The organism is Streptomyces sp. NPDC001914 (assembly GCF_042891215.1).
Lineage (GTDB): Bacteria > Actinomycetota > Actinomycetes > Streptomycetales > Streptomycetaceae > Streptomyces.
The window spans coordinates 359,582-379,972 of sequence record NZ_JBIASW010000006.1 but is presented as its reverse complement, the minus strand read 5'-3'; the positions used below and the strand labels follow the sequence as shown (position 1 = coordinate 379,972).

The following is a 20,391-nucleotide window of genomic DNA, read 5'->3' as shown; positions in this document are numbered from 1 at the left end:
TCGGTCCACGACAGACCCACGCGAGCGGTGCCTCGCAGTCAGCGGGCCCCCGTAGGATGGACGGCATGGCCAAGACCAGTACGACGACCCAGGGGCTGCGAGCGGCGATCGAGCGCAGCGGCTACTACCCGGCCCTCGTGGCCGAGGCGGTGGAGGCCGCGATCGGCGGCGAGACCATCCGGTCGTACCTGGTCCACCAGGAGACGACGTTCGACGCGAACGAGGTGCGCCGGCACGTGACCGTGCTGGTCCTCACCGGCAACCGTTTCATCGTGAGCCACACCGACGAGCAGAACGCGGACACCACCTCCCCGACGCCGTACGCCACGACCTCGACGGAATCGGTCAAGCTCGGCCGGATCTCCTCGGTCGTCGTCAGCCGCGTCGTCGCGAACCCCGAGTCGTACACGCCCGGCACGCTGCCCCGCGAAGTGGTCCTCACCATCGGCTGGGGCGCCGTCTCCCGCATCGACCTGGAGCCGGCCGCCTGCGGTGACCCCAACTGCGAGGCCGATCACGGCTACACCGGCAACTCGACGGCGGACGACCTGAGCCTGCGGGTCAGCGAGGCGGGGGACGGTCCGGAGACCGTCCGCCAGGCCCTCGCCTTCGCACAGTCCCTGTCCGAGGCGACCGCGGACGTCGCCCGCTGATGGCCCTGCCCACCTGGGACCACCCGGAGCCGCTCGCCGTCGCCTCCGCGCCCGTCCCCGAGTACGGCGCGGGTTCGCTGGCCGATCTGCTCCCCACGCTGGCCGCCGGCATGGCCGTGCCCGGCGTGACCGCCGCCATACCCGAGCTGGCCCCGGCCGACCGGAACTGCGTGTTCCTGATCGACGGTCTGGGCTGGGAGCAGCTCAAGGCCCACCCGGACGAGGCACCGTTCATGACGTCGCTGCTGGCGTCCTCGCGCGGCGGCACCGGACGTCCGATCACCGCCGGATACCCGGCCACCACCGCGACCTCCCTCGCCTCCGTGGGCACCGGCCTGCCCCCGGGCGCGCACGGTCTGCCCGGCTACACCGCGCGCAACCCGGCCACCGGCGAGCTGATGAACCAGCTCCGCTGGAACCCGTGGACCGAGCCGCGCGCCTGGCAGCCCTACCCCACGATCTTCCAGCAGGCCGACGCGGCCGGCGTGCACACCGCCCAGGTCTCCTCGCCGACCTTCCAGAACACGCCCCTGACGAAGATCGCGCTCAGCGGGGGGACGTTCCACGGCCGGCTGTCCGGCGAGGAACGCATGGACTTCGCCGCCGAGCAACTGTCCGCCGGTGACCGCTCCCTGGTCTACACGTACTACGCGGAGGTGGACGGCAAGGGTCACCGCTTCGGCGTCGACTCCGACCCCTGGCGCGGTCAGCTCATGTACGTCGACCGGCTGGTCCAGCGTCTCGCGGAGCAGCTGCCGCCGCGCTCGGCGCTGTACGTCACCGCCGACCACGGCATGATCGACATCCCGTTCGACGAGCAGCACCGCATCGACTTCGACGAGGACTGGGAGCTGCGCGCCGGGGTCGCCCTGCTGGGCGGCGAGGGCCGCGCCCGCCACGTGTACGCGGTTCCGGGCGCCGAGGCGGACGTGCTGACCTGCTGGCGAGAGGTCCTGGGCGAGCAGTTCTGGGTGGCATCCCGTGACGAGGCGATCGAGGCCGGCTGGTTCGGCCCCCGGGTCGACGAGCGCGTCTACGCCCGGCTCGGTGACGTCGTCGCCGCCGCCAGGGACGACGTCCTGATCACCGCGTCCGAACGGGAGCCGAAGGAGTCGCTGATGGTCGGCAACCACGGCTCGATGACCCCGGCCGAGCAGCTGGTACCCCTCCTCCAAGTACGCTCCTGACGTCCTTCCCTCTTCCCTGTTGCCGAAAGGTGCTCAACTCCCCATGCCCGAGCTGGTGTTCTTCTCCGGAACGATGGACTGCGGGAAGTCCACGCTGGCTCTCCAGATCGAGCACAACCGCTCGACGCGGGGTCTGCAGGGCATGATCTTCACCCGTGACGACCGCGCGGGCGAGGGCAAGCTCTCCTCGCGCCTCGGGCTGGTCACCGACGCCGTCGAGGTGGCCGACGACCAGGACCTGTACGCGTATCTGGTGGACCACCTCTCGCAGGGCGGCCGGGCCGACTACGTGATCGCGGACGAGGCCCAGTTCCTGGCACCCGCGCAGATCGATCAACTGGCCCGCGTGGTGGACGACCTGGACGTCGACGTCTTCGCCTTCGGGATCACCACCGACTTCCGCTCCAAGCTCTTCCCCGGCTCCCAGCGGCTCGTCGAACTGGCCGACCGGGTCGAGGTCCTCCAGGTCGAGGCCCTGTGCTGGTGCGGCGCCCGCGCCACGCACAACGCCCGCACCGTGGGCGGCGAGATGGTCGTCGAGGGCGCCCAGGTCGTCGTCGGCGACGTCAACCAGCACGAGAGCATCGGCTACGAGGTCCTGTGCCGCCGGCACCACCGACGTCGTATGACCGCCGCGACGGCCCGCGCGAGCGCCCTGTCCCCCGACGTCCTGCCGATCGCACCGGTCTGAGGCCCGCTCCGGAGATCGGTCACCGGAAAGCCGGCTCCGCCGATGCGCATCCGTCGATCCGCCTCGGTAGATCCGTCTTCGCAGGTCTTCCTTCCGGGGACCCGCCGGGTCAGGTGACGGCGTGGATCAGGGAGAAGACCGCTCCCTCCGGATCCGCCACCGTCGCCACGCGGCCGTACGGGGAGTCGTGGGCCTCCTCCAGGAGGCGCCCGCCGAGTTCCGTGACGAGGTTGACGGTGTCGTCCAGTTCGGCGGCCTCGAAGTACGTCAGCCAGTGCGGGCCCCGGTCGCGCGGCAGGGCGTTCCCGACGCCGTGGATGCCGGCCACCGGCCGTCCGTCGATGTGCAGGGTCACGTAGTCGAAGTCGGCCGAGCCGCCCGGCCGCAGCTCGTAGCCGAAGACCCCCTTGTAGAACTTCACGACGCTCTCGGTGTCGCGCGTCACGAGTTCGTTCCACGCCGGAGTGCCCGGCACTCCGGTGATCTCCGTACCGAGGTGGGCGACCCTCTGCCAGATCCCGAAGACGGCGCCCGACGGGTCGGAGGCGATCGCCAGCCGGCCGGCCTCGGCGGCGTCCAGCGGGCCCACGCCCACGGTTCCGCCACTGAGCCGCACGGTCTCGGCGGTGTGGTCCACGTCGACCGAGGCGAAATAGGGCGTCCAGGCGACCGGCAGGTGCCGGTCGGGCGGCAACTGGCCGATCCCGGCCACCTCCTGGCCGTCGAGCAGTGCCCGCGCGTAGGGGCCGAGCTGCGGGGGGCCGGGCTGGAACTCCCAGCCGAACAGCGCTCCGTAGAAGTCCTGGGTCGCGGCCGTCTCGTGCGCCATCAGGCTTACCCAGCAGGGCGTCCCGGACGCGTTCCGAGCGTGCGTGGTGCCGTTCGCGCCGGCCGATTCCCGTGCCTCGGTCATCGTCACTCTCTTCTCGGCCCCTCGCGGTGGCCGGTCACCTTCCGCTTGCGAACACGCGTACCCAGTCGCGTGCGTGCACGCCCCGTGCCGATGTTCGCACCACCGGTCGCGCCGGACGTCCTCCCGCGCCGCCGCCGGGCCGCGCGGGAGCGGGGGACACCCGATCCGTCCGCCGCCGCGCCATGCCGTGTGGTGCCCATCGGTTGTACAGCATGTGCCCGATCCCGTACGCCCGGTGATCGGACCTGCCCGGCGGAGCAGAGTAGCGGCACATGGACGAAGCGGCCACCCCGTGCGCAAGGATGGGGACCATGAACGCCATCATCACGGCACCCGAACTCGCGAGTGACCTGGCGGGGCCGAACCCGCCGGTCCTCCTGGACGTCCGCTGGCAGTTGGGCGGTCCCCATCAGCGCCCGGAGTACGAGAGCGCACACATCCCCGGTGCGGTCTTCGTCGACCTGGATTCCGAACTCGCTGGTCCGGCCGGTGCGGCGGGCCGGCATCCGCTCCCCGACCCCGAGGCCTTCGGCGCGGCGATGCGGGCTGCGGGAGTGTCCGAGGACCGCGATGTCGTCGTGTACGACGGCGGGCAGGGCTGGGCCGCCGCGCGCGCCTGGTGGCTGCTGGGCTATTCGGGTCACCCGTCGGTACGCGTGCTTGACGGAGGGTTCGCCGCCTGGAGCGGACCGGTGTCCTCGGACGTCCCCTCGCCGGCGCCCGGAACGTTCCTGCCGAAGGCCGGCGCCCGGGCGGCGCTCGACGCGGACGGTGCGGCCGCGCTCGCCCGCACCGGGCTGCTGCTGGACGCGCGCGCGGGGGAGCGGTACCGGGGCGAGGTCGAGCCGATCGACCGGGTCGGCGGCCACATCCCGGGTGCCGTCTCCGCGCCCACCTCCGAGAACGTGACGGAGGACGGACGGTTCCTGCCGGCGGCCGAACTCGCGGACCGTTTCAAGTCGTTCGGCGTGACGCCGGAGTCCGAGGTCGGCGTCTACTGCGGCTCCGGGGTCTCGGGCGCCCACGAGGTGCTGGCCCTCGCCGTGGCCGGCGTTCCGGCGGCGCTGTACGTGGGTTCGTGGTCGGAGTGGTCCCAGGACGTGAACCGCCCCGTCGCGGTGGGCCCCGACCCCCAGTGACACCCGCGTCGCCGGGTCCGGCGCTCGCGGTACCACCCCGGCGAGGCGGGTGCTCTCCTCGCAGACGTGCGGGGCCGCCCGTCGCGCGAGGCGTGGCCCGTCGGTCGCGCCGCTCCCGTGCCGCGGGCGCGCACGTCCGGCCCGGCCGCTCCCGCACGTGGAGGGCGGGGCCCGCACGACGACGGCGGGGCCCGCACCGGATCGGTGCGGGCCCCGCCGTCGTGGTCCGGACGTGGCCGGCTACTCCTGCTTCTTGCGGCGCGTGCCGAAGACGATCTCGTCCCAGCTCGGGACTGCCGCTCTGCGGCCGGGGCGGACGCCGTCCGCCTCGGCCTGACGGTCCGTCGCGCCGACGAGCCGGTCACGGTGGCTGCCCACCGAGCGCGGCATGAGGACGTCCGCGTACGCGGAACCGGCACCGGCCGAGGCGGCGGGAGCCGGGGGCTCCTCCTCCTCGGGCTCGGGGGCGGGCTCCTCGGCGGCGGGGCGCTCGGCGGGGGCGGGCCGCTCGGGCACGACCATGTCGCCCCGGAAGCTGGGCACCGCTTCCAGAAGGCTGGTCAGCGAGTCCCGGTCCTCGGTCTCCTCGGCGGGTTCCGGGGAGGCCGGGGGCAGGCTCGGGCGCTCCGTCTGCCGTTCCAGGGCACGGTCCAGCGGACGGTCCCGCGGCAGCCGGGCGATCCGCGGCACGAACGGGAAGCTCGGCTCGGGCGCCGCGAGGTCGTCCGACTCGCCGATCAGCGAGCGCGCCTCGTCGTCGACGGCTTGGACGAGCCGCCGGGGCGGGTCGTAGGTCCAGGAAGCGGCGTGTGGTTCGCCCGCGACGCGGTACACGAGCATGACTTCCCAGGTGCCGTCGTCGCGGCGCCAGGAGTCCCACTGGACGGAGTCCTTCTCGGCACCCCGGATCAGCAGCCGCTCCTGGACGGCCTCGCCGAGCTGGGGACCGGCGTTCTCGCCGGGGCGGCGGACGGGGGTCTTCCGGGCGCGCTCGGCCATGAAGGCGCGCTCGGCCAGCACGGGACCCTCGAAGCGGCGTACGCGATCGACGGGGATGCCGGCGAGCTGGGCGACTTCCTCCGCGGAGGCGCCGGCGCGTATACGCGCCTGGATGTCGCGGGGGCGGAGATGGCTCTCCACCTCGATCTCGATCTGGCCGAGGCGGGGACGGTCGCCGCGTACGGCGGCACGCAGCCGCTCGTCAATCGGAAGCGTGTATTCCGTACTGTCCGCAGCCTTCAGCACCAGCCGTGTGCCGTCGTTAGAGACGGCCACGACACGCAGTTCGGGCATGGGGACCTCCCGGGTGGTGCCTGCCGACGTCACGTGCGTCGCTGCTTCCGCTAGTCGAGTGTGGCCTGCCCGGGTGCAGCCTGCCACAACCTTGCCGAGTTGCCCGGCGTGTCGGGCACGGGCCCGGGGTCGCCGTTATGGCACGGTTACCTGTTTTGCAACGCTAAGTGACGAACTCCATCACCCTGTGCAACGAGCCCCCTCCCGGTGGTCCTGCAAGGCCCCGGACACCCTGGCGGGAGTCCGGACCCAGGGCTCGCAACAGTACTCCATTCGGGCCACTTGCGTGGATCGGCACGCCGCCCAACTTCGAGCGGGGGGTGCTAGTTGGCCGATCCCGGCGCCCGTCCGGCGGCCGGCGGACGTGGCGCACTTCACGTAATCGGCAGAAACGGAACTTATCGTTTCGCCCGTACGTCCCTTTCTCGTGCGGTCGGTCGATCAAGTACGGGAAAGGCAGGCAAGGTCCGGGAATGCGTGAGAAGCCGGAAGTCGGCGGCGAGCAGCCGGGTGCCGACGGGGAACCGAGGAAGAGGCGGCTGGACCTGAGCGTCCCCCAGGTGGCGGGGAGCGCGGTCGCCGCGGTGGTGGCCGCGAAGCTCGCGTCGTACTTCGGTGTCTACGGGACGATCCTGGGCGCCGGACTCGTCAGTGTCGTCGCCACCTGCGGAGGAACGGTCTTCCAGCACTTCTTCAAGCGCACCGGCGAACAGATCCGCGACGCGAAGGTGCAGCCGAAACCGAGGCCCCGGCCGCTGCCCGGTCCCTCCGGCGAGTTCACCGAGGGGACCGTCTACCGCGCGCGGGTCACGAGCTGGAAGAGGCCGCTCGTCGCGACCGCTCTCGTCTTCGGCGTCACGATGGCCGGAATCACCTCGTACGAGATGGTCTCGGGGCGGAGCTTCAGCGGCGCGGGCACCAGTACGACGGTCGGCGACGCCTTCAAGGGGCACACGTCCGGCTCGGGGAACGGCGCGCCGGACACGGCACCTTCGACCGGGTCCTCGACGTCCCCGCAGTCCTCCCCGGCGGCCTCCCAGGAGGCGCCGGCGCCGTCCGGGAACAGTGCCGGATCGGGTGACACGGGCGGCGACGGCGGTGACACGTCCGCGGCGCCGACCCCGGGTGACGGCGCGTCGGCGGAACCGGAGACCGGGGACGGCACCCCGACTCCCGGGCCCAGCGCGACCGCTACGACCCCAGAACCCTCCGCAAGTAGTCGTTCGCAAAGCGCCGGTCCGGATCGAGACGGTCCCGCAGCGCGGTGAACTCGCCGAAGCGCGGGTAGGCCCGGGAGAAGTACTCGGCGTCGCGGGTGTGCACCTTGCCCCAGTGGGGCCGGCCCTCGTGGGCGGTGAAGATCCGCTCGGCCGCGGTGAAGTAAGCCTGGTATGGGGTGCCCCTGAACATGTGGACGGCGATGTACGCGCTGTCCCGGCCGGACGCCGTGGAGAGCGTGATGTCGTCGGCGGGAGCGGTGCGCACCTCCACGGGGAAGCTCACCCGCAGGTCCGATCCGTCGACCATCGCCTTCAGTTCGCGCAGTGTCTCGACCAGCGCCTCGCGGGGCACCGCGTACTCCATCTCCACGAACCGCACGCGGCGCGGAGAGGTGAAGACCTTGTACGGGATGTCGGTGTAGGTCCGCGCGGACAGCGCGCGGCTGGAGAATCCGGCGATCGACGGTATCGCCGCGGGTACGGCCCGGCCGAGCAGGTTCGCCACCTGGAAGGCGCCGTTGGAGAGGAACTCGTCCTCGATCCAGCCGCGGACGGGGCCGACGGGGTTCTCGGGACCCGCGCTGCGGTTGTTGCGCTTGGTGTTGCAGTTGCCGGTGTGCGGGAACCAGTAGAACTCGAAGTGCTCGTTCTCGGCGAAGAGTTCGTCGAAGTCCGCGGTGACCTTGTCGAAGGTCATCGGCTCCTCGCGGGCCGTGAGCAGGAAGACGGGCTCCACGGCGAAGGTGATCGCGGTGACGATTCCCAGGGCGCCGATGCCGATGCGGGCCGACGCGAAGATCTCCGGGTTCTCGCTCGCGGAGCAGGTCAGCACCGAGCCGTCCGCCGTCACCAGCTCCAGGCCCGTGATCTGGGCGGCGATCGAGGCCGAGTCGCGCCCGGTGCCGTGCGTGCCGGTGCTGGTCGCCCCCGACACCGTCTGCTCCATGATGTCGCCCATGTTGGTGAGCGACAGACCCTCGCGCGCCAGCGCCATGTTGAGTCTCTTGAGCGGGGTGCCCGCCTCGACCGTGACCGTCATGGCCGTGCGGTCGATCTTGCGGATCCCGGTCAACAGTTGAGGGCGGATCAATACGCCGTCGGTCGCGGCGGCGGCCGTGAAGGAGTGCCCGGTCCCGACGGCCTTCACCGTGAGACCGTCCTCGGCCGCCTTCCGCACGGCGGCGGAGAGTTCCTCCACCGAGGCGGGGGTTACCTCCCGCACGGGAAGGGCGGTGACGTTCCCCGCCCAGTTACGCCACGTGCCGCTCTTCTCGCTCACTGCGGTGCTCATGGTGCCCTCCCCGCTCCGGAACCGGCCTGCTGAGCCGGCGGTACCCGAGGAAACCGACCGCGACCGCGACGGCCCCGGACACCGCCGGAACCCCGTACCCGGCTTTCGCGCCGGCGGAGTCGATCACCCAGCCGGCCACGGAGGAACCGAGCGCGACCCCGACGGCGAGCCCGGTACTCACCCAGGTCATGCCTTCGGTCAGTTTCGCGCGAGGTACGTGCTGCTCGATGAGGGACATCGTCGTGATCATCGTGGGAGCGATGGACAGGCCCGCAACGAACAGCGCCACGGCCAGGAACGGCAAGTTTCCGACCAGTAGGAGGGGGATCATACTCACGGCCATCGCGCATATGCCCAGCAGCCACCTGCCTTCCGCCGCCCCCTTGAAGTGCAGCAGTCCGAAGACGGCTCCCGCGAGGCAGGAGCCCGCCGCGTAGAGGGCAAGGACGATGCTCGCGGCGCCCTTGTGACCCTGCTCCTCGGCGAAGGCGACGGTGACCACGTCGACCGCTCCGAAGATCGTCCCGGTCGCCACGAACGTGGCCACGAGGACCTGGAGTCCGGCCGAGCGGAGCGCCGAGCCGCCGCTGTGCTGTCCGCGCGGATGCGGCTGGGGCTCGGTGGCGCGCTGGGAGGTCAGCCAGAAGACCCCGGCCGAAAGGAAACAGGCGGCGAGCAGCGGTCCGGCCTCCGGGAACCACACCGTGGACAGGCCGATGGAGATGATCGGCCCGAAGATGAAGCAGATCTCGTCCACCACGGACTCCAGGGAGTACGCGGTGTGCAGTTGCGGGGTGCCTCCGTACAGCGCCGCCCAGCGGGCCCGGATCATCGCGCCGATGCTCGGGACGCAGCCGATGCCGGCCGCGCACACGAACAGGACCCAGTCGGGCCACCCGTAGTGCGCGGCGACCAGCAGCCCCCCGGCCGCCGCCAGCGCGACGAGCGTCACCGGGCGCAGGACCCGCCGCTGGCCGTGCAGGTCCACCATGCGCGAGACCTGCGGACCCATCGCCGCGGCCGCCAGCGCGATGGTCGCCGAGAGGGCGCCCGCGAGACCGTAGCGCCCGGTGAGCTGGGAGATCATCGTGACGACGCCGATGCCCATCATGGACAGCGGCATCCGGCCGAGCAGGCCCGCGGCGGAGAAGCTCTTGGAGCCGGGGGCGGCGAACAGGGCACGGTACGGGCTGGGCACGAAGGTCTCCGTCGGCTCGGCTCGGCTCTCCCGGTCACCACGGGCGGACCGAACTCGGTAAGGCGTGAAGATGGCCGATACAGCTTACTGGTTAGGCAACCCTAACGCAGCCTCGCCTACCCGTTCGACCGTTTGTCCGAGCGCCGCCCGGCCGGGCGCGCGCCCCGCTGCCGGGAGCGTTGCCGCCAGCTCGCCGTCCGACGGTTCGCCCCGCTGCCGTCGCGGGGCCCGCCGCCGGGCCCGGCGCCCGGCCCGCCGGTCGGCTGCTCGCCCGGTACCGCATCCGCCCGCCCCGTCGCCGTTCCCCTCACGCCACCCCGCCGGTTATCGCCTGTCAGTGACGGGTGGCAGGATCGGACGCATGCCAGACGTGCTCGATGCCACCCCCTACGACGCCCTCCTCCTGCTCTCGTTCGGCGGTCCGGAGGGCCCGGACGACGTGGTCCCGTTCCTGGAGAACGTGACGCGGGGCAGAGGCATCCCGAAGGAACGCCTCAAGGAGGTCGGGCAGCACTACTTCCTGTTCGACGGGATCAGCCCCATCAACGACCAGAACCGCGCGCTGCTCGACACGCTGCGCAAGGACTTCGCGGAGCACGGTCTGGACCTGCCGGTCTACTGGGGCAACCGCAACTGGGCGCCGTACCTGACCGACACGCTGCGCGAGATGGCCGCGGACGGGCGGCGCCGGATCCTGGTGCTGGCCACCAGCGCGTACGCCTCGTACTCGGGCTGCCGGCAGTACCGCGAGGATCTGGCGGGCGCGCTGGCCGTCCTGGAAGGGGAGGGTCTTAAGCCGCCGAAGGTCGACAAGCTGCGGCACTACTTCAACCATCCCGGGTTCGTGGAGCCGATGACCGAGGGTGTCCTCAGGTCGCTCGCCGAGCTGCCCGAGGACGTCCGGGCGGGCGCGCACCTGGTGTTCACCACGCATTCGATCCCGGTCGCCGCGGCGGACACCTCCGGCCCGGCCGAGGGGCACGGGGACGGCGGCGCCTACGTCCGGCAGCACCTGGACGTCGCCCGGCTGATCGCGGAGGCGGTGCGCGAGCAGACCGGGACCGACCACCCGTGGAAGCTCGTGTACCAGTCGCGCTCCGGGGCCCCGCACATCCCGTGGCTGGAGCCGGACATCTGCGACCACCTGGAGGAGCTGCACGGAGCGGGAGCCGAGGCGGCGGTGATGGTGCCGATCGGATTCGTCTCGGACCACATGGAGGTCCTGTACGACCTGGACACCGAGGCACGGGCGAAGGCTGGGGAGCTGGGGCTGCCGGTGCGCCGTTCGCCCACGGTGGGCTCCGACCCCCGGTTCGCCGCGGCCGTCCGTGAACTGGTGCTGGAGCGCGCCGCGGCCGAGAGCGGCCGCCAGGTGACACGGTGTGCCCTGGGCGCGCTGGGCGCGAGTCACGACCTGTGCCCGGTGGGCTGCTGTCCGGCCCGCACGCCCAAGCCCGCCGCCGCGGGCGCCGACAGCCCTTACGCATGAGGAGCCACGTGACCGACCCCCTGCACGCCGAACTCCTCCAGCTCGCGCACGAGGCCGCCCGCCGCGCGGGTGAGCTGCTGCGCGACGGCCGCCCGGCGGACCTGGCGGTCGCCGCCACGAAGTCCAGCCCGATCGACGTCGTCACCGAGATGGACATCGCCGCCGAGAAGCTGATCACCGCGCTGATCGCCGAGCACCGCCCGCAGGACGGCTTCCTCGGCGAGGAGGGCGCCGCCACCGAGGGCACCAGCGGCATCCGCTGGATCGTCGACCCGCTCGACGGCACGGTCAACTACCTGTACGGACTGCCGACCTGGGCGGTGTCCGTCGCGGCCGAGCAGGACGGCGAGACCGTCGTCGGCGTCGTGGCCGCGCCCATGCGCGGCGAGACCTACCACGCGGTCCGCGGCCGGGGCGCCCGGGCCTCCTCCGGTGCCTGGGTGGGCGAACGGCGGCTGGCCTGCCGCCCGTCCCCGCCGCTCGACCAGGCCCTCGTCTCGACGGGCTTCAACTACGTGACCGAGGTCAAGACCCACCAGGCCGACGTGGCCCAGCGGCTGATCCCGCTGGTGCGCGACATCCGCCGCTCGGGCTCGGCGGCGGTCGACCTGTGCGACGTCGCGGCCGGCCGCCTCGACGGCTACTACGAACGCGGTCTGCACCCCTGGGATCTCGCGGCGGGGGACCTGATCGCCCGGGAAGCGGGCGCGGTGACCGGTGGACGCCCCGGAGAGGGCCCCACGGGCGATCTCGCGGTCGCGGCCTCCCCGGGCGTCTTCGAGCCCCTCCAGCGGCTCCTGGAGGACTTCGGGGCCTGGCACGACTGACCGCGCGCCCGACCGGGCGACCGACGGAGGCCCGGCCGCGGCAGGCAGCGGCCGGGCACGGGAACGAGAGCGGGGCCCCGGTACTGGATCGATACCGGGGCCCCGCTCTCGTACGTGCTGATCAGACGCGTGCGGCGCCGACCTCCACGCCGTGCTCGGCGGCAAGGCGGTGAAGGTCGTCCAGCTCGGCCTGCTCGACCTCCGCGAGGAAGTCGTCGCCCGTCTCGCGAGCGCGGGTCAGGTCGGACTCGGTCGTCCTTATGCGCTGCAGAAGTCCTGTGGTGAATGCGTCCATGCTGCGCCCCCTCGTCCTGGGTCGTGGGTCGGTGGCACGGGGGTGTGCCGGTGGGAAGGGGCGATCACGTCTCCGAATGGGGTGCCCAGCGCTGCCCGCTCTGGGCGGCGACGGTGCCGGACACCCACGCCCGCTCTGCGGAAGCGGTTGGACGTACCACAATGTGGCTTGCCACATGCAGAGCGTGATCGCGGGGTGTAAAGCCGTCCTCCCCCCGCTCTCTTCCACGGAAACCTCAACCCGGCGAGAAAATCCCGCATTCCCGGTCCGCCGGGCGCGCTTCTCCGGTGCCTCCCCCGTCTTACAGCCGGTTTATGGCCGAAACGGGCAGGATGGAGCTCTCATCCCGTGACGGACCTGCCCGCGTGGTGCGCTGGAACGTGCCCCGCCGGTGGACAGAGGAAGGACTAGCGACGTGCGTGTACTCGTCGTCGAGGACGAGCAGCTGCTCGCCGATGCGGTGGCCACCGGACTGCGCCGGGAGGCCATGGCCGTCGACGTCGTGTACGACGGCGCGGCCGCGCTGGAGCGCATCGGGGTCAACGACTACGACGTGGTCGTGCTGGACCGCGACCTCCCGCTGGTGCACGGGGACGACGTCTGCCGGAAGATCGTCGAGCTCGGCATCCCCACCCGGGTGCTGATGCTGACCGCGTCCGGCGATGTCAGCGACCGTGTCGAGGGCCTGGAGATCGGAGCCGACGACTACCTCCCCAAGCCGTTCGCGTTCAGCGAGCTGACCGCACGCGTGCGTGCCCTCGGCCGCCGTACGAGCGTGCCGCTGCCGCCCGTCCTGGAGCGTGCCGGGATCAAGCTCGACCCCAACCGCCGCGAGGTCTTCCGCGACGGCAGGGAGGTCCAGCTCGCCCCCAAGGAGTTCGCCGTCCTGGAGGTGCTGCTGCGCAGCGAGGGCGCCGTCGTCTCCGCGGAGCAGCTCCTGGAGAAGGCCTGGGACGAGAACACGGACCCGTTCACCAACGTCGTGCGCGTGACCGTCATGACGCTGCGGCGCAAGCTCGGCGAGCCCGCCGTGATCGTCACCGTGCCCGGCTCCGGGTACAGGATCTGATCCACCGTGGCCACCACACCCGCGCCGCCCGCGGCGCCTCCGAAGCCCACCTGGGACCCCAGAAGGACGGAACCGCCCTTCCCCTGGCTGCGCCCCACGATCCGCATACGTCTCACGCTGCTGTACGGCGGCATGTTCCTGATCGCCGGCATCATGCTGCTGTCGATCATCTACCTGCTCGCGGCCCAGGCGCTGAACGTCGGCAGCGAACTCCCCTTCAAGATCATTTCCGGTCAGGTCGGCAGCAGCACCTGCAACCTCCCGGCGGCGCCCTCGGCGGACGAGCTCAACCGCGCGATGGCCGGCTGCGTGAACCAGCAGCGCCAGCACGCCCTCGACGACCTGCTCAGCCGGTCGCTCCTGGCCCTGCTCGGCCTCGCGGTCATCGCGTTCGCCTTCGGCTACGCGATGGCGGGCCGCGTCCTGTCACCGCTCGGCCACATCACCCGTACCGCGCGCGCGGTGGCCGGCTCCGACCTGTCCCGGCGCATCGAGCTGGACGGCCCGGACGACGAGCTGAAGGAGCTCGCGGACACCTTCGACGACATGCTGGAGCGGCTGCAGCGGGCCTTCACCGCCCAGCAGCGGTTCGTCGGGAACGCCTCCCACGAACTGCGCACCCCCCTCGCGATCAACCGCACGCTCCTGGAGGTGCACCTCTCGGGACCCGGGGTGCCGACGGAGATGCAGCAGCTCGGCAAGACGCTCCTCGCCACGAACGAGCGCAGCGAACAGCTCGTCGAGGGCCTGCTGCTGCTCGCCCGCAGCGACAACCAGATCGTCGAGCGCAAGCCGGTGGACCTCGCCGAGGTCGCCTCGCAGGCCGTCGACCAGGTGCACGCCGAGGCGGAGGCCAAGGGCGTGGAGATCCGCGGGGTGCGCGCCCCGGTGGTCGTCCAGGGCAATGGCGTCCTCCTGGAGCGGATCGCCCTGAACCTCGTCCAGAACGCCGTCCGGTACAACGTGCCGCAGGACGGCTGGGTCGAGGTCACGACCGCCACGGAGCACGGCAGGGCGGTCCTGGAGGTGTCGAACACGGGACCGGTCGTTCCCGCGTACGAGGTCGACAATCTTTTCGAACCCTTCCGGCGGCTGCGCACGGAGCGCACGGGCAGCGACAAGGGCGTGGGCCTTGGCCTGTCGATCGTCCGGTCGGTTGCCCGGGCGCACGGGGGTCACATCGCCGCCCGGCCCCGAGAAGGGGGTGGGCTCGTGATGCGCGTCACCCTTCCCATCTGAGAGCATGTCGCGCACACGCGGCGATGTTCGCTTTGCGCGGAATTTTCGGGCCACCCGCCCGAGTGACCCGTGTGTGATCGATCACAAGGGCGATTTTCCGTCCATCCACTCTCCGTGATCATGTGGACTGCCGGAAAGCCGGGAAAATCCGGGTTTTCTGGGGTCCTCATCACGGGAAGTACACGGTGGGGCGCCTTTGAAGTGCGGCCTCGGGACCGTGTACGGTCCGCATCGCCATCCAAGCCGATCACTCTTGATGAGTCCGGTTGGGTGTCGATTGAGTAACAGACCTTGATGTGAGGCAAAATCTCCGCCTCAGGTCGGGCACAAGTCCGGCCTCTCACGCGTTACGTGCGCTGGAGACACCGCAGACACCCAGAGGGGGAGAGCGACAATGGCAACGGATTACGACACCCCGCGCAAGACCGACGACGACGTCGACTCGGACAGCCTTGAAGAACTGAAGGCTCGCCGGAACGACAAGTCGACCTCGTCCGTCGACGTAGATGAGTTCGAGGCCGCGGAAGGCCTGGAGCTGCCCGGTGCGGACCTCTCGAACGAGGAGCTGGCCGTCCGGGTGCTGCCGAAGCAGCAGGACGAGTTCACCTGCATGAGCTGCTTCCTGGTGCACCACCGCAGCCAGCTGGCCCGCGAGAAGAACGGTCAGCCGATCTGCCGCGACTGCGACTGAGGCAGGGTCGGCCGTGAACGGCTCGACCCCACCTTGGAAGCGCCGCCTCCCCTCCAGGGCGGCGGACGAAGGGCCCGCCAAGGGCCCTGAAGGCGTGCGTGACGACGAGCGGGGCTCTTCCGAACAGGGATCAGCCTCGCTCGACCGAGCGGCCGCCACAGACGGCCTGACGGCCCCCGCGGACACTGCCTCGCCCGTCGCGCGGCGTCGCGTGGAGGCTGTCAGGAACGGGGTCAGGCGGGGCGTCACGAGGAGCGGCGTCCGCGCCAGGGCGGGCCTCGCGTATGTCACCGACCGCATCATCGAGATCGCCCCCCGGGTTCCCGTACGGGACCTGGCCACCCTCCGCAGACAGTTCCCGGGCCTCGGCCCCGAGGAGCTCGCGGACAAACTCGTCGCGGGCGCCGCCGCCGCGACGTCCACCGTCGGCGCCGGCATCGGCGCCGCCGCGATGCTGCCGGTGCCGCCGGCCATGCCCACGGAGCTGGCCGCCGAGATCACCGCCGTCGCCGCGATCGAGCTGAAGCTGATCGCCGAACTCCACGAGGTCTACGGCCTGCGTCCGCAGGGCAACCTCAAGCAGCGCAGCACGGCCTATCTGCACTCCTGGTCGGGCGAGCGCGGCATCGACGTGGCCAAACCCATGACGATCAACGCCGCGCTGGGCGGCCAGATGAAGCGCGAACTGCGCCAGCAGATCATGAAGCGCACGGTCCGGGACCTGCCCAACCTCATGCCGTTCATGGTCGGAGCGGCCGTGGGCGCCGTGATGAACCGCCGCGACACCAAGCGCGTGGCCGGCCACATCCGCAAGGACCTGCGCAAGATGCAGGTGCCCTGGGACGCGCTCCCGCAGCTGCCGCCGCTGGAGAAGCCGCTGGATCCGGTGCGGATCGGAGAGATTCCCACGGACCTCGGGGACTGAACGCCTTCGCGGGCGCCGCCCGCCCGCGGGCGGGTCCCTGCGTGCGCGGGTCCGTGCCCGCGGCCGTTCGCGCGCTTCAGGCGGACGCCCACGCGCGCGGATGGACCGTCCCGTCCCCGCGTCCCGTCACCGGTGCCCCGCTCCCTTCGCCGGTGGATCGCCTCAAGGGATCGGCCGTCGGCCGTCTCAGCTCTCCGCGGGACGGACCGACGCGCGTGCCGTCTCCAGGGCGGCCGCCAGACGCTCCGGCTCCCGGGTCGACAGGTACAGGTACGGCGTCGGGTCCGCCGGGTCCGTGACCTGGACGCGCAGCGCCGTGGGGATGTACGAGCGCAGGAGCATGAAGGCACGGGTGTCGGCCTTGTGGGTGCGCCAGGCGCGCGCCTCCTCCGGGTCCATGATCTCCGCGTCGCCGAGGGCGGAGACGGGGATCCGGGCGTCCCCGGCGATCAGCGCGTCCCCCACCACACGGATGCGGATCGAGCCGTACGCACTGGCCGCGACCGCCGCGACGGCGGTGCCGCCGACGAGCGCCCCGAGGGTCGGCAGGGTGCCGAACGGGAGGAAGATCAAGGCCAGCGCGAGCCCGACCAGGAAGCTGATCACCCACCACGACCGGGGTGCGGTGAGGCGTTCTTCGTACGGGGAGGCGGAGAGCTGCATGACGCCAAGCTTGGCACGGTGCGAAGACTTGGTGGACGCGCGGGTAAGGTCTGCGCCTGTGAGTGGTACTTCCGCAGCTCTGACGCCTCCCGCCGACGCCGTCGCGCCGGTGCGGCACCCTGACGCGCCCGCCCCCGGAGAGCTCCTCGGAGCACACTACGAACACTGTTTCGGGTGCGGTGGTGCGCAGCCCCACGGACTCCATCTGGAGGCCCGCGCGGGGGAGGGCGTCACGATCACGGCGGAGTTCACCGTGCGCCCCGTCCACCAGGGCGCCCCGGGCCTCGCGCACGGTGGTGTCCTCGCCACCGCGCTCGACGAGACGCTCGGCTCGCTGAACTGGCTGCTGCGGACGATCGCCGTGACGGGACGTCTGGAGACCGACTTCCTCCGCCCCGTCCCCGTCGACACCGTGCTGCATCTGGAGGCCGAGGTCACCGCGGTGGCCGGCCGGAAGATCTACTGCACCGCCACCGGGCGGATCGGCGGCCCCGACGGACCCGTCGCCGTCCGCGCGGACGCCCTCTTCGTCGAGGTGAAGGTCGACCACTTCATCGACAACGGCCGCCCGGAGGAGATCCGCGCGGCGATGAACGACCCGGACCAGATCCGGCGAGCCCGTGCCTTCGAGGTGAACCCGTGACCCGTAGCCCCGGGGCCGACGAGCCCCGCCCGGAAGTCCCCGTGATGATCACGCGCGTCGATCCGGAAGTTCCCCTTCCCGAGTACGCGCACCCCGGTGACGCCGGAGCCGATCTGCGCACCACCGAGAGCCGCGAGCTGCAGCCCGGTGAACGGGCCGTGCTGCCGACGGGAGTGGCCATCGCGCTGCCCGAGGGGTACGCGGCCTTCGTGCACCCGCGCTCGGGCCTGGCCGCCCGCTGCGGCGTCGCTCTCGTGAATGCCCCGGGGACGGTTGATGCCGGGTACCGTGGGGAGATCAAGGTGATCGTGGTGAATCTCGATCCGCGCGAGTCGGTGCGGTTCGAGCGCTTCGACCGGATTGCTCAACTGGTCGTCCAGCAGGTCGAGAAGGTTCGCTTCCAGGAGGTCGCGGAACTTCCCGGCTCGGCGCGGGCCGCAGGGGGCTTCGGGTCCACCGGCGGCCATGCCGCTGTGGACAGCACAACGGGTGGGAATCGATACGCTTCGGTCGTATCCGACCGGGAAGGACAGTGACGTGTTCGGACGTCGCAAGAAGGGCAGTGCCGCCGAGGACGCGGCGGGCGAGGCCGAGCAGGTCGTCGACAGCGTCGACACTGAGGCGGACGAGGACGTGGAGCGCGAGCGTGTGAGGCTCGAACCCGAGCCGCGCCCCGACGGGCCCTGGGACAGTGCGGAGGTCCGTGACCCGGCCGAGGGCCGGGTGGATCTCGGTGGCCTCTTCGTGCCCGGAGTCGACGGCATGGAGCTGCGGGTCGAGGTCGCGGGCGACGCGATCGTCGCGGCGACCGTCGTCGTCAACGACAGCGCCGTACAGCTCCAGGCCTTCGCCGCTCCCAAGCGCGAGGGAATCTGGGGCGAGGTGCGCGAGGAGATCGCCTCCGGGATCACCCAGCAGGGCGGTGTCATCGACGAGGTCGAGGGCCCGCTCGGCTGGGAGCTGCGGGCGCAGGTTCCGGTCCAGCTCCCGGACGGCACGGGTGGTTTCCAGGTCGTGCGGTTCGTCGGTGTGGACGGTCCCCGCTGGTTCCTGCGCGGAGTGATCTCCGGGCAGGGCGCGGTGCAGCCGCAGGCCGCGGGTCTGCTGGAGCAGATCTTCCGGGACACGGTCGTCGTCCGCGGTGAGGGTCCGATGGCCCCCCGCGACCCGATCGTCCTGAAGCTGCCGAACGACGCGCAGATGGTCCCCGAGGGTGTCCAGCAGGAGGACCAGGGCGGCTCCCGCTTCTCCGGCGGCATGGGGCAGCTCCAGCGCGGACCGGAGATCACCGAGGTCCGCTAGGGACAAGGGCCCGCGAGGGCCGTACACCGTACGAAAAATCGGGCAGACAGAAGGGCCGCATCCCCCGGGGATGCGGCCCTTTCCCGTGCGCGGGTTCACCCGGGGCTTCCGTGCGCCGGGTCGCCCGACCGCGGTGCGCGGGCCCGTCCAGACCTGGTGCGCAGGCCCGCCCGACCCGGGTGCAGGGGGCTCGCCCGGCTCCCGTGTGCGGATCTCCGGCGGCATCGGCGTACGCCCCGGCCTCACTCATTCTCGTATGTGAACAGTGGTTGAGCAGCGGCTCTTTCTTCAGGTCTTGACGGAAGCCTGGTCCATACCTATGGTCACCGGCCAGCGCACCATGTTCAGCATCCCGTGTGTAGTTCACATACAAGAATGGATGACTCTGCATGTCCGACACCCCCACTCGGCATCGCCGCCGACGGCGTCCGGCCTTCCTCGTCACCGTCGCCGCCGCGACCGCCGCACTGGTCGGCACCCTCCTGTCCTGGCCCGGCGCACACCGGGCCGAGGCGGCGCCCGCTGCCTTCGTCCACCCCGGAGTCACCGTCTCCCGGGGGCAGCTCGACTTCGCCCGCACCCAGGTCCTGGCCGGCGCCCAGCCCTGGAAGGGCGCCTACGACCAGATGATGGCGAGCAAGTACGCCTCGCTCACGCGCACCCCCACGCCCCGCGCGACCGTCGAGTGCGGCTCGTACTCCAACCCCAACTACGGCTGCACGGACGAGCGCGAGGACGCGATCGCCGCCTACACCGACGCGCTCGCCTGGTACGTCACACGCGACGACCGGTACGCCAGGAAGGCCATCGAGCTGATGGACGCCTGGTCCGCGGTGATCAAGTCCCACACCAACAGCAACGCGCCCCTGCAGACCGGCTGGGCGGGCTCCTCCTGGCCGAAGGCCGCCGAGATCATCAAGTACACGTACACCGGATCCTGGGCCAACTCCGGCCGCTTCGCGAGCATGCTGCGCGACGTCTACCTGCCCCAGATCATCAACGGCTCCAACTCCAACGGGAACTGGGAGCTGTCGATGATGGAGGCCGCGGTCGGCATCTCCGTCTTCCTGGAGGACAAGACGTCGTACGACAAGGCCATGGCGAAGTTCCGGACGCGCACCGCGGCGTACGTCTACCTCTCCACCGACGGCGCCGTGCCGAAGACCGTGCCGAGCCAGAACCTCGACACCACCGCGAAGATCGTCGGCTACTGGCAGGGGCAGTCCACCTTCGTCACCGGACTCACCCAGGAGACCTGCCGCGACCTCACCCACACCGGATACGGCATCTCGGCCATCTCGCACGTCGCCGAGACCAGCCGCATCCAGGGGCAGGACCTGTACGGCACCGACGTGGGTGAGCGGCTGCGCCAGGCGCTCGGCTTCCAGTCCAAGTACCAGCTCGGTACGGCCGTGCCGAGCTGGCTGTGCGGCGGCTCGCTCAACCTCGGGCTCGGCCCGGTCACCGAGGTCGGCTACAACGCCCTGCACAACCGCCTGGGCATCGCGATGACCAACACCCAGACGCTCACCCAGCAGAACCGGCCGGCCGGCAGCAACAACCTGTTCGTGGCGTGGGAGACGCTGACGCACGGTGACAATCCCGCGTGAACCGAACCGGGGGTCCCGTGCGATGAGTGGATGAGGGATGAGGGACCGGGCGT

21 protein-coding genes are annotated in these 20,391 nt (G+C 71.4%); 15 read left to right on the top strand and 6 right to left on the bottom strand.

Annotated features, from left to right (window positions below; translation table 11 throughout):
• Positions 1 to 65: 65 nt before the first annotated feature.
• From ACFYYF_RS19860 to ACFYYF_RS19850, 3 genes are read left to right on the top strand one after another with little or no spacing between them, the layout of a single operon-like run.
• Positions 66 to 653, top strand: a complete 588-nt coding sequence (locus tag ACFYYF_RS19860; RefSeq protein ID WP_192582336.1) for a DUF5998 family protein — start codon at positions 66 to 68, stop codon at positions 651 to 653.
• Positions 653 to 1,840, top strand: a complete 1,188-nt coding sequence (locus tag ACFYYF_RS19855) for an alkaline phosphatase family protein (protein WP_388777377.1) — start codon at positions 653 to 655, stop codon at positions 1,838 to 1,840. Before ACFYYF_RS19860 ends, ACFYYF_RS19855 begins: the two co-directional genes overlap by 1 nt.
• A 43-nt stretch (positions 1,841 to 1,883) precedes the next feature.
• Positions 1,884 to 2,531 (top strand): thymidine kinase, encoded by a 648-nt coding sequence (locus tag ACFYYF_RS19850; protein WP_361693117.1) that lies wholly within the window; start codon positions 1,884 to 1,886, stop codon positions 2,529 to 2,531.
• Positions 2,532 to 2,640: 109 nt separating this feature from the next.
• Here the strand turns inward: ACFYYF_RS19850 and ACFYYF_RS19845 are convergent, their stop codons facing one another.
• Positions 2,641 to 3,444, bottom strand: a complete 804-nt coding sequence (locus tag ACFYYF_RS19845; RefSeq protein ID WP_388777374.1) for a VOC family protein — start codon at positions 3,442 to 3,444, stop codon at positions 2,641 to 2,643.
• A gap of 311 nt (positions 3,445 to 3,755) precedes the next feature.
• On the opposite strand from ACFYYF_RS19845, the gene ACFYYF_RS19840 reads away from it, so the two are divergent.
• A complete protein-coding gene (locus ACFYYF_RS19840; RefSeq protein WP_361693121.1) occupies positions 3,756 to 4,583 on the top strand; it encodes a sulfurtransferase in 828 nt (275 codons plus the stop codon).
• A gap of 240 nt (positions 4,584 to 4,823) precedes the next feature.
• Here ACFYYF_RS19840 and sepH read toward each other — a convergent pair whose 3' ends face one another.
• Positions 4,824 to 5,876, bottom strand: coding sequence for a septation protein SepH (gene sepH, locus ACFYYF_RS19835; RefSeq protein WP_361693123.1), 1,053 nt, complete (start codon positions 5,874 to 5,876; stop codon positions 4,824 to 4,826).
• Positions 5,877 to 6,349: 473 nt separating this feature from the next.
• On the opposite strand from sepH, the gene ACFYYF_RS19830 reads away from it, so the two are divergent.
• The gene (locus tag ACFYYF_RS19830) at positions 6,350 to 7,144 is read left to right on the top strand and encodes a hypothetical protein (protein ID WP_388777371.1); all 795 of its coding nucleotides are present in this window, start codon (positions 6,350 to 6,352) and stop codon (positions 7,142 to 7,144) included.
• Here ACFYYF_RS19830 and ACFYYF_RS19825 read toward each other — a convergent pair.
• Together ACFYYF_RS19825 and ACFYYF_RS19820 are read right to left on the bottom strand one after the other, a co-directional pair.
• Positions 7,068 to 8,387: a D-arabinono-1,4-lactone oxidase gene (locus ACFYYF_RS19825; protein ID WP_388777368.1), complete on the bottom strand. Its 1,320-nt coding sequence runs from the start codon at positions 8,385 to 8,387 to the stop codon at positions 7,068 to 7,070. The genes ACFYYF_RS19830 and ACFYYF_RS19825 overlap by 77 nt on opposite strands.
• Positions 8,347 to 9,585 (bottom strand): MFS transporter, encoded by a 1,239-nt coding sequence (locus ACFYYF_RS19820; RefSeq protein ID WP_388777365.1) that lies wholly within the window; start codon positions 9,583 to 9,585, stop codon positions 8,347 to 8,349. Before ACFYYF_RS19820 ends, ACFYYF_RS19825 begins: the two co-directional genes overlap by 41 nt.
• 361 nt (positions 9,586 to 9,946) lie before the next feature.
• On the opposite strand from ACFYYF_RS19820, the gene ACFYYF_RS19815 reads away from it, so the two are divergent.
• Together ACFYYF_RS19815 and ACFYYF_RS19810 are read left to right on the top strand one after the other, a co-directional pair.
• On the top strand, positions 9,947 to 11,074 hold the full coding sequence (locus ACFYYF_RS19815) for a ferrochelatase (protein WP_388777363.1): 1,128 nt from the start codon (positions 9,947 to 9,949) through the stop codon (positions 11,072 to 11,074).
• Between the two features lie 8 nt (positions 11,075 to 11,082).
• Positions 11,083 to 11,901 (top strand): inositol monophosphatase family protein, encoded by an 819-nt coding sequence (locus ACFYYF_RS19810; RefSeq protein WP_388777361.1) that lies wholly within the window; start codon positions 11,083 to 11,085, stop codon positions 11,899 to 11,901.
• Positions 11,902 to 12,022: 121 nt separating this feature from the next.
• On the opposite strand, the gene ACFYYF_RS19805 is transcribed toward ACFYYF_RS19810, so the two are convergent.
• Positions 12,023 to 12,196: a hypothetical protein gene (locus ACFYYF_RS19805; protein ID WP_361693135.1), complete on the bottom strand. Its 174-nt coding sequence runs from the start codon at positions 12,194 to 12,196 to the stop codon at positions 12,023 to 12,025.
• Positions 12,197 to 12,611: 415 nt separating this feature from the next.
• Between ACFYYF_RS19805 and ACFYYF_RS19800 the strand changes: the two genes are divergently transcribed.
• The 4 genes from ACFYYF_RS19800 (at position 12,612) to ACFYYF_RS19785 (ending at position 16,120) form a co-directional block, all read left to right on the top strand.
• Positions 12,612 to 13,265 carry a response regulator transcription factor gene (locus tag ACFYYF_RS19800; protein WP_361693137.1) on the top strand — a complete coding sequence of 218 codons (654 nt, stop codon included), beginning with the start codon at positions 12,612 to 12,614 and terminating at the stop codon, positions 13,263 to 13,265.
• 6 nt (positions 13,266 to 13,271) lie between these two features.
• Complete coding sequence (locus tag ACFYYF_RS19795; protein ID WP_388777358.1) at positions 13,272 to 14,504, top strand: sensor histidine kinase; 1,233 nt, start codon at positions 13,272 to 13,274, stop codon at positions 14,502 to 14,504.
• A gap of 394 nt (positions 14,505 to 14,898) precedes the next feature.
• The gene (locus ACFYYF_RS19790; RefSeq protein ID WP_003997302.1) at positions 14,899 to 15,195 is read left to right on the top strand and encodes a DUF4193 domain-containing protein; all 297 of its coding nucleotides are present in this window, start codon (positions 14,899 to 14,901) and stop codon (positions 15,193 to 15,195) included.
• Between the two features lie 13 nt (positions 15,196 to 15,208).
• Complete coding sequence (locus ACFYYF_RS19785) at positions 15,209 to 16,120, top strand: hypothetical protein (protein ID WP_388777356.1); 912 nt, start codon at positions 15,209 to 15,211, stop codon at positions 16,118 to 16,120.
• Positions 16,121 to 16,306: 186 nt separating this feature from the next.
• On the opposite strand, the gene ACFYYF_RS19780 is transcribed toward ACFYYF_RS19785, so the two are convergent.
• Positions 16,307 to 16,783: a DUF3093 domain-containing protein gene (locus tag ACFYYF_RS19780; RefSeq protein ID WP_388777353.1), complete on the bottom strand. Its 477-nt coding sequence runs from the start codon at positions 16,781 to 16,783 to the stop codon at positions 16,307 to 16,309.
• A 58-nt stretch (positions 16,784 to 16,841) separates the two neighbouring features.
• Between ACFYYF_RS19780 and ACFYYF_RS19775 the strand changes: the two genes are divergently transcribed.
• From ACFYYF_RS19775 to ACFYYF_RS19760, 4 genes are all read left to right on the top strand, one after another.
• Complete coding sequence (locus ACFYYF_RS19775) at positions 16,842 to 17,426, top strand: PaaI family thioesterase (RefSeq protein ID WP_361693145.1); 585 nt, start codon at positions 16,842 to 16,844, stop codon at positions 17,424 to 17,426.
• A gap of 44 nt (positions 17,427 to 17,470) precedes the next feature.
• Complete coding sequence (gene dut, locus ACFYYF_RS19770; protein ID WP_361693159.1) at positions 17,471 to 17,962, top strand: dUTP diphosphatase; 492 nt, start codon at positions 17,471 to 17,473, stop codon at positions 17,960 to 17,962.
• Position 17,963: 1 nt separating this feature from the next.
• Positions 17,964 to 18,728, top strand: coding sequence for a DUF3710 domain-containing protein (locus ACFYYF_RS19765; protein WP_361693147.1), 765 nt, complete (start codon positions 17,964 to 17,966; stop codon positions 18,726 to 18,728).
• Between the two features lie 389 nt (positions 18,729 to 19,117).
• Positions 19,118 to 20,338 (top strand): alginate lyase family protein, encoded by a 1,221-nt coding sequence (locus tag ACFYYF_RS19760; protein WP_388777350.1) that lies wholly within the window; start codon positions 19,118 to 19,120, stop codon positions 20,336 to 20,338.
• Positions 20,339 to 20,391: the final 53 nt, after the last annotated feature.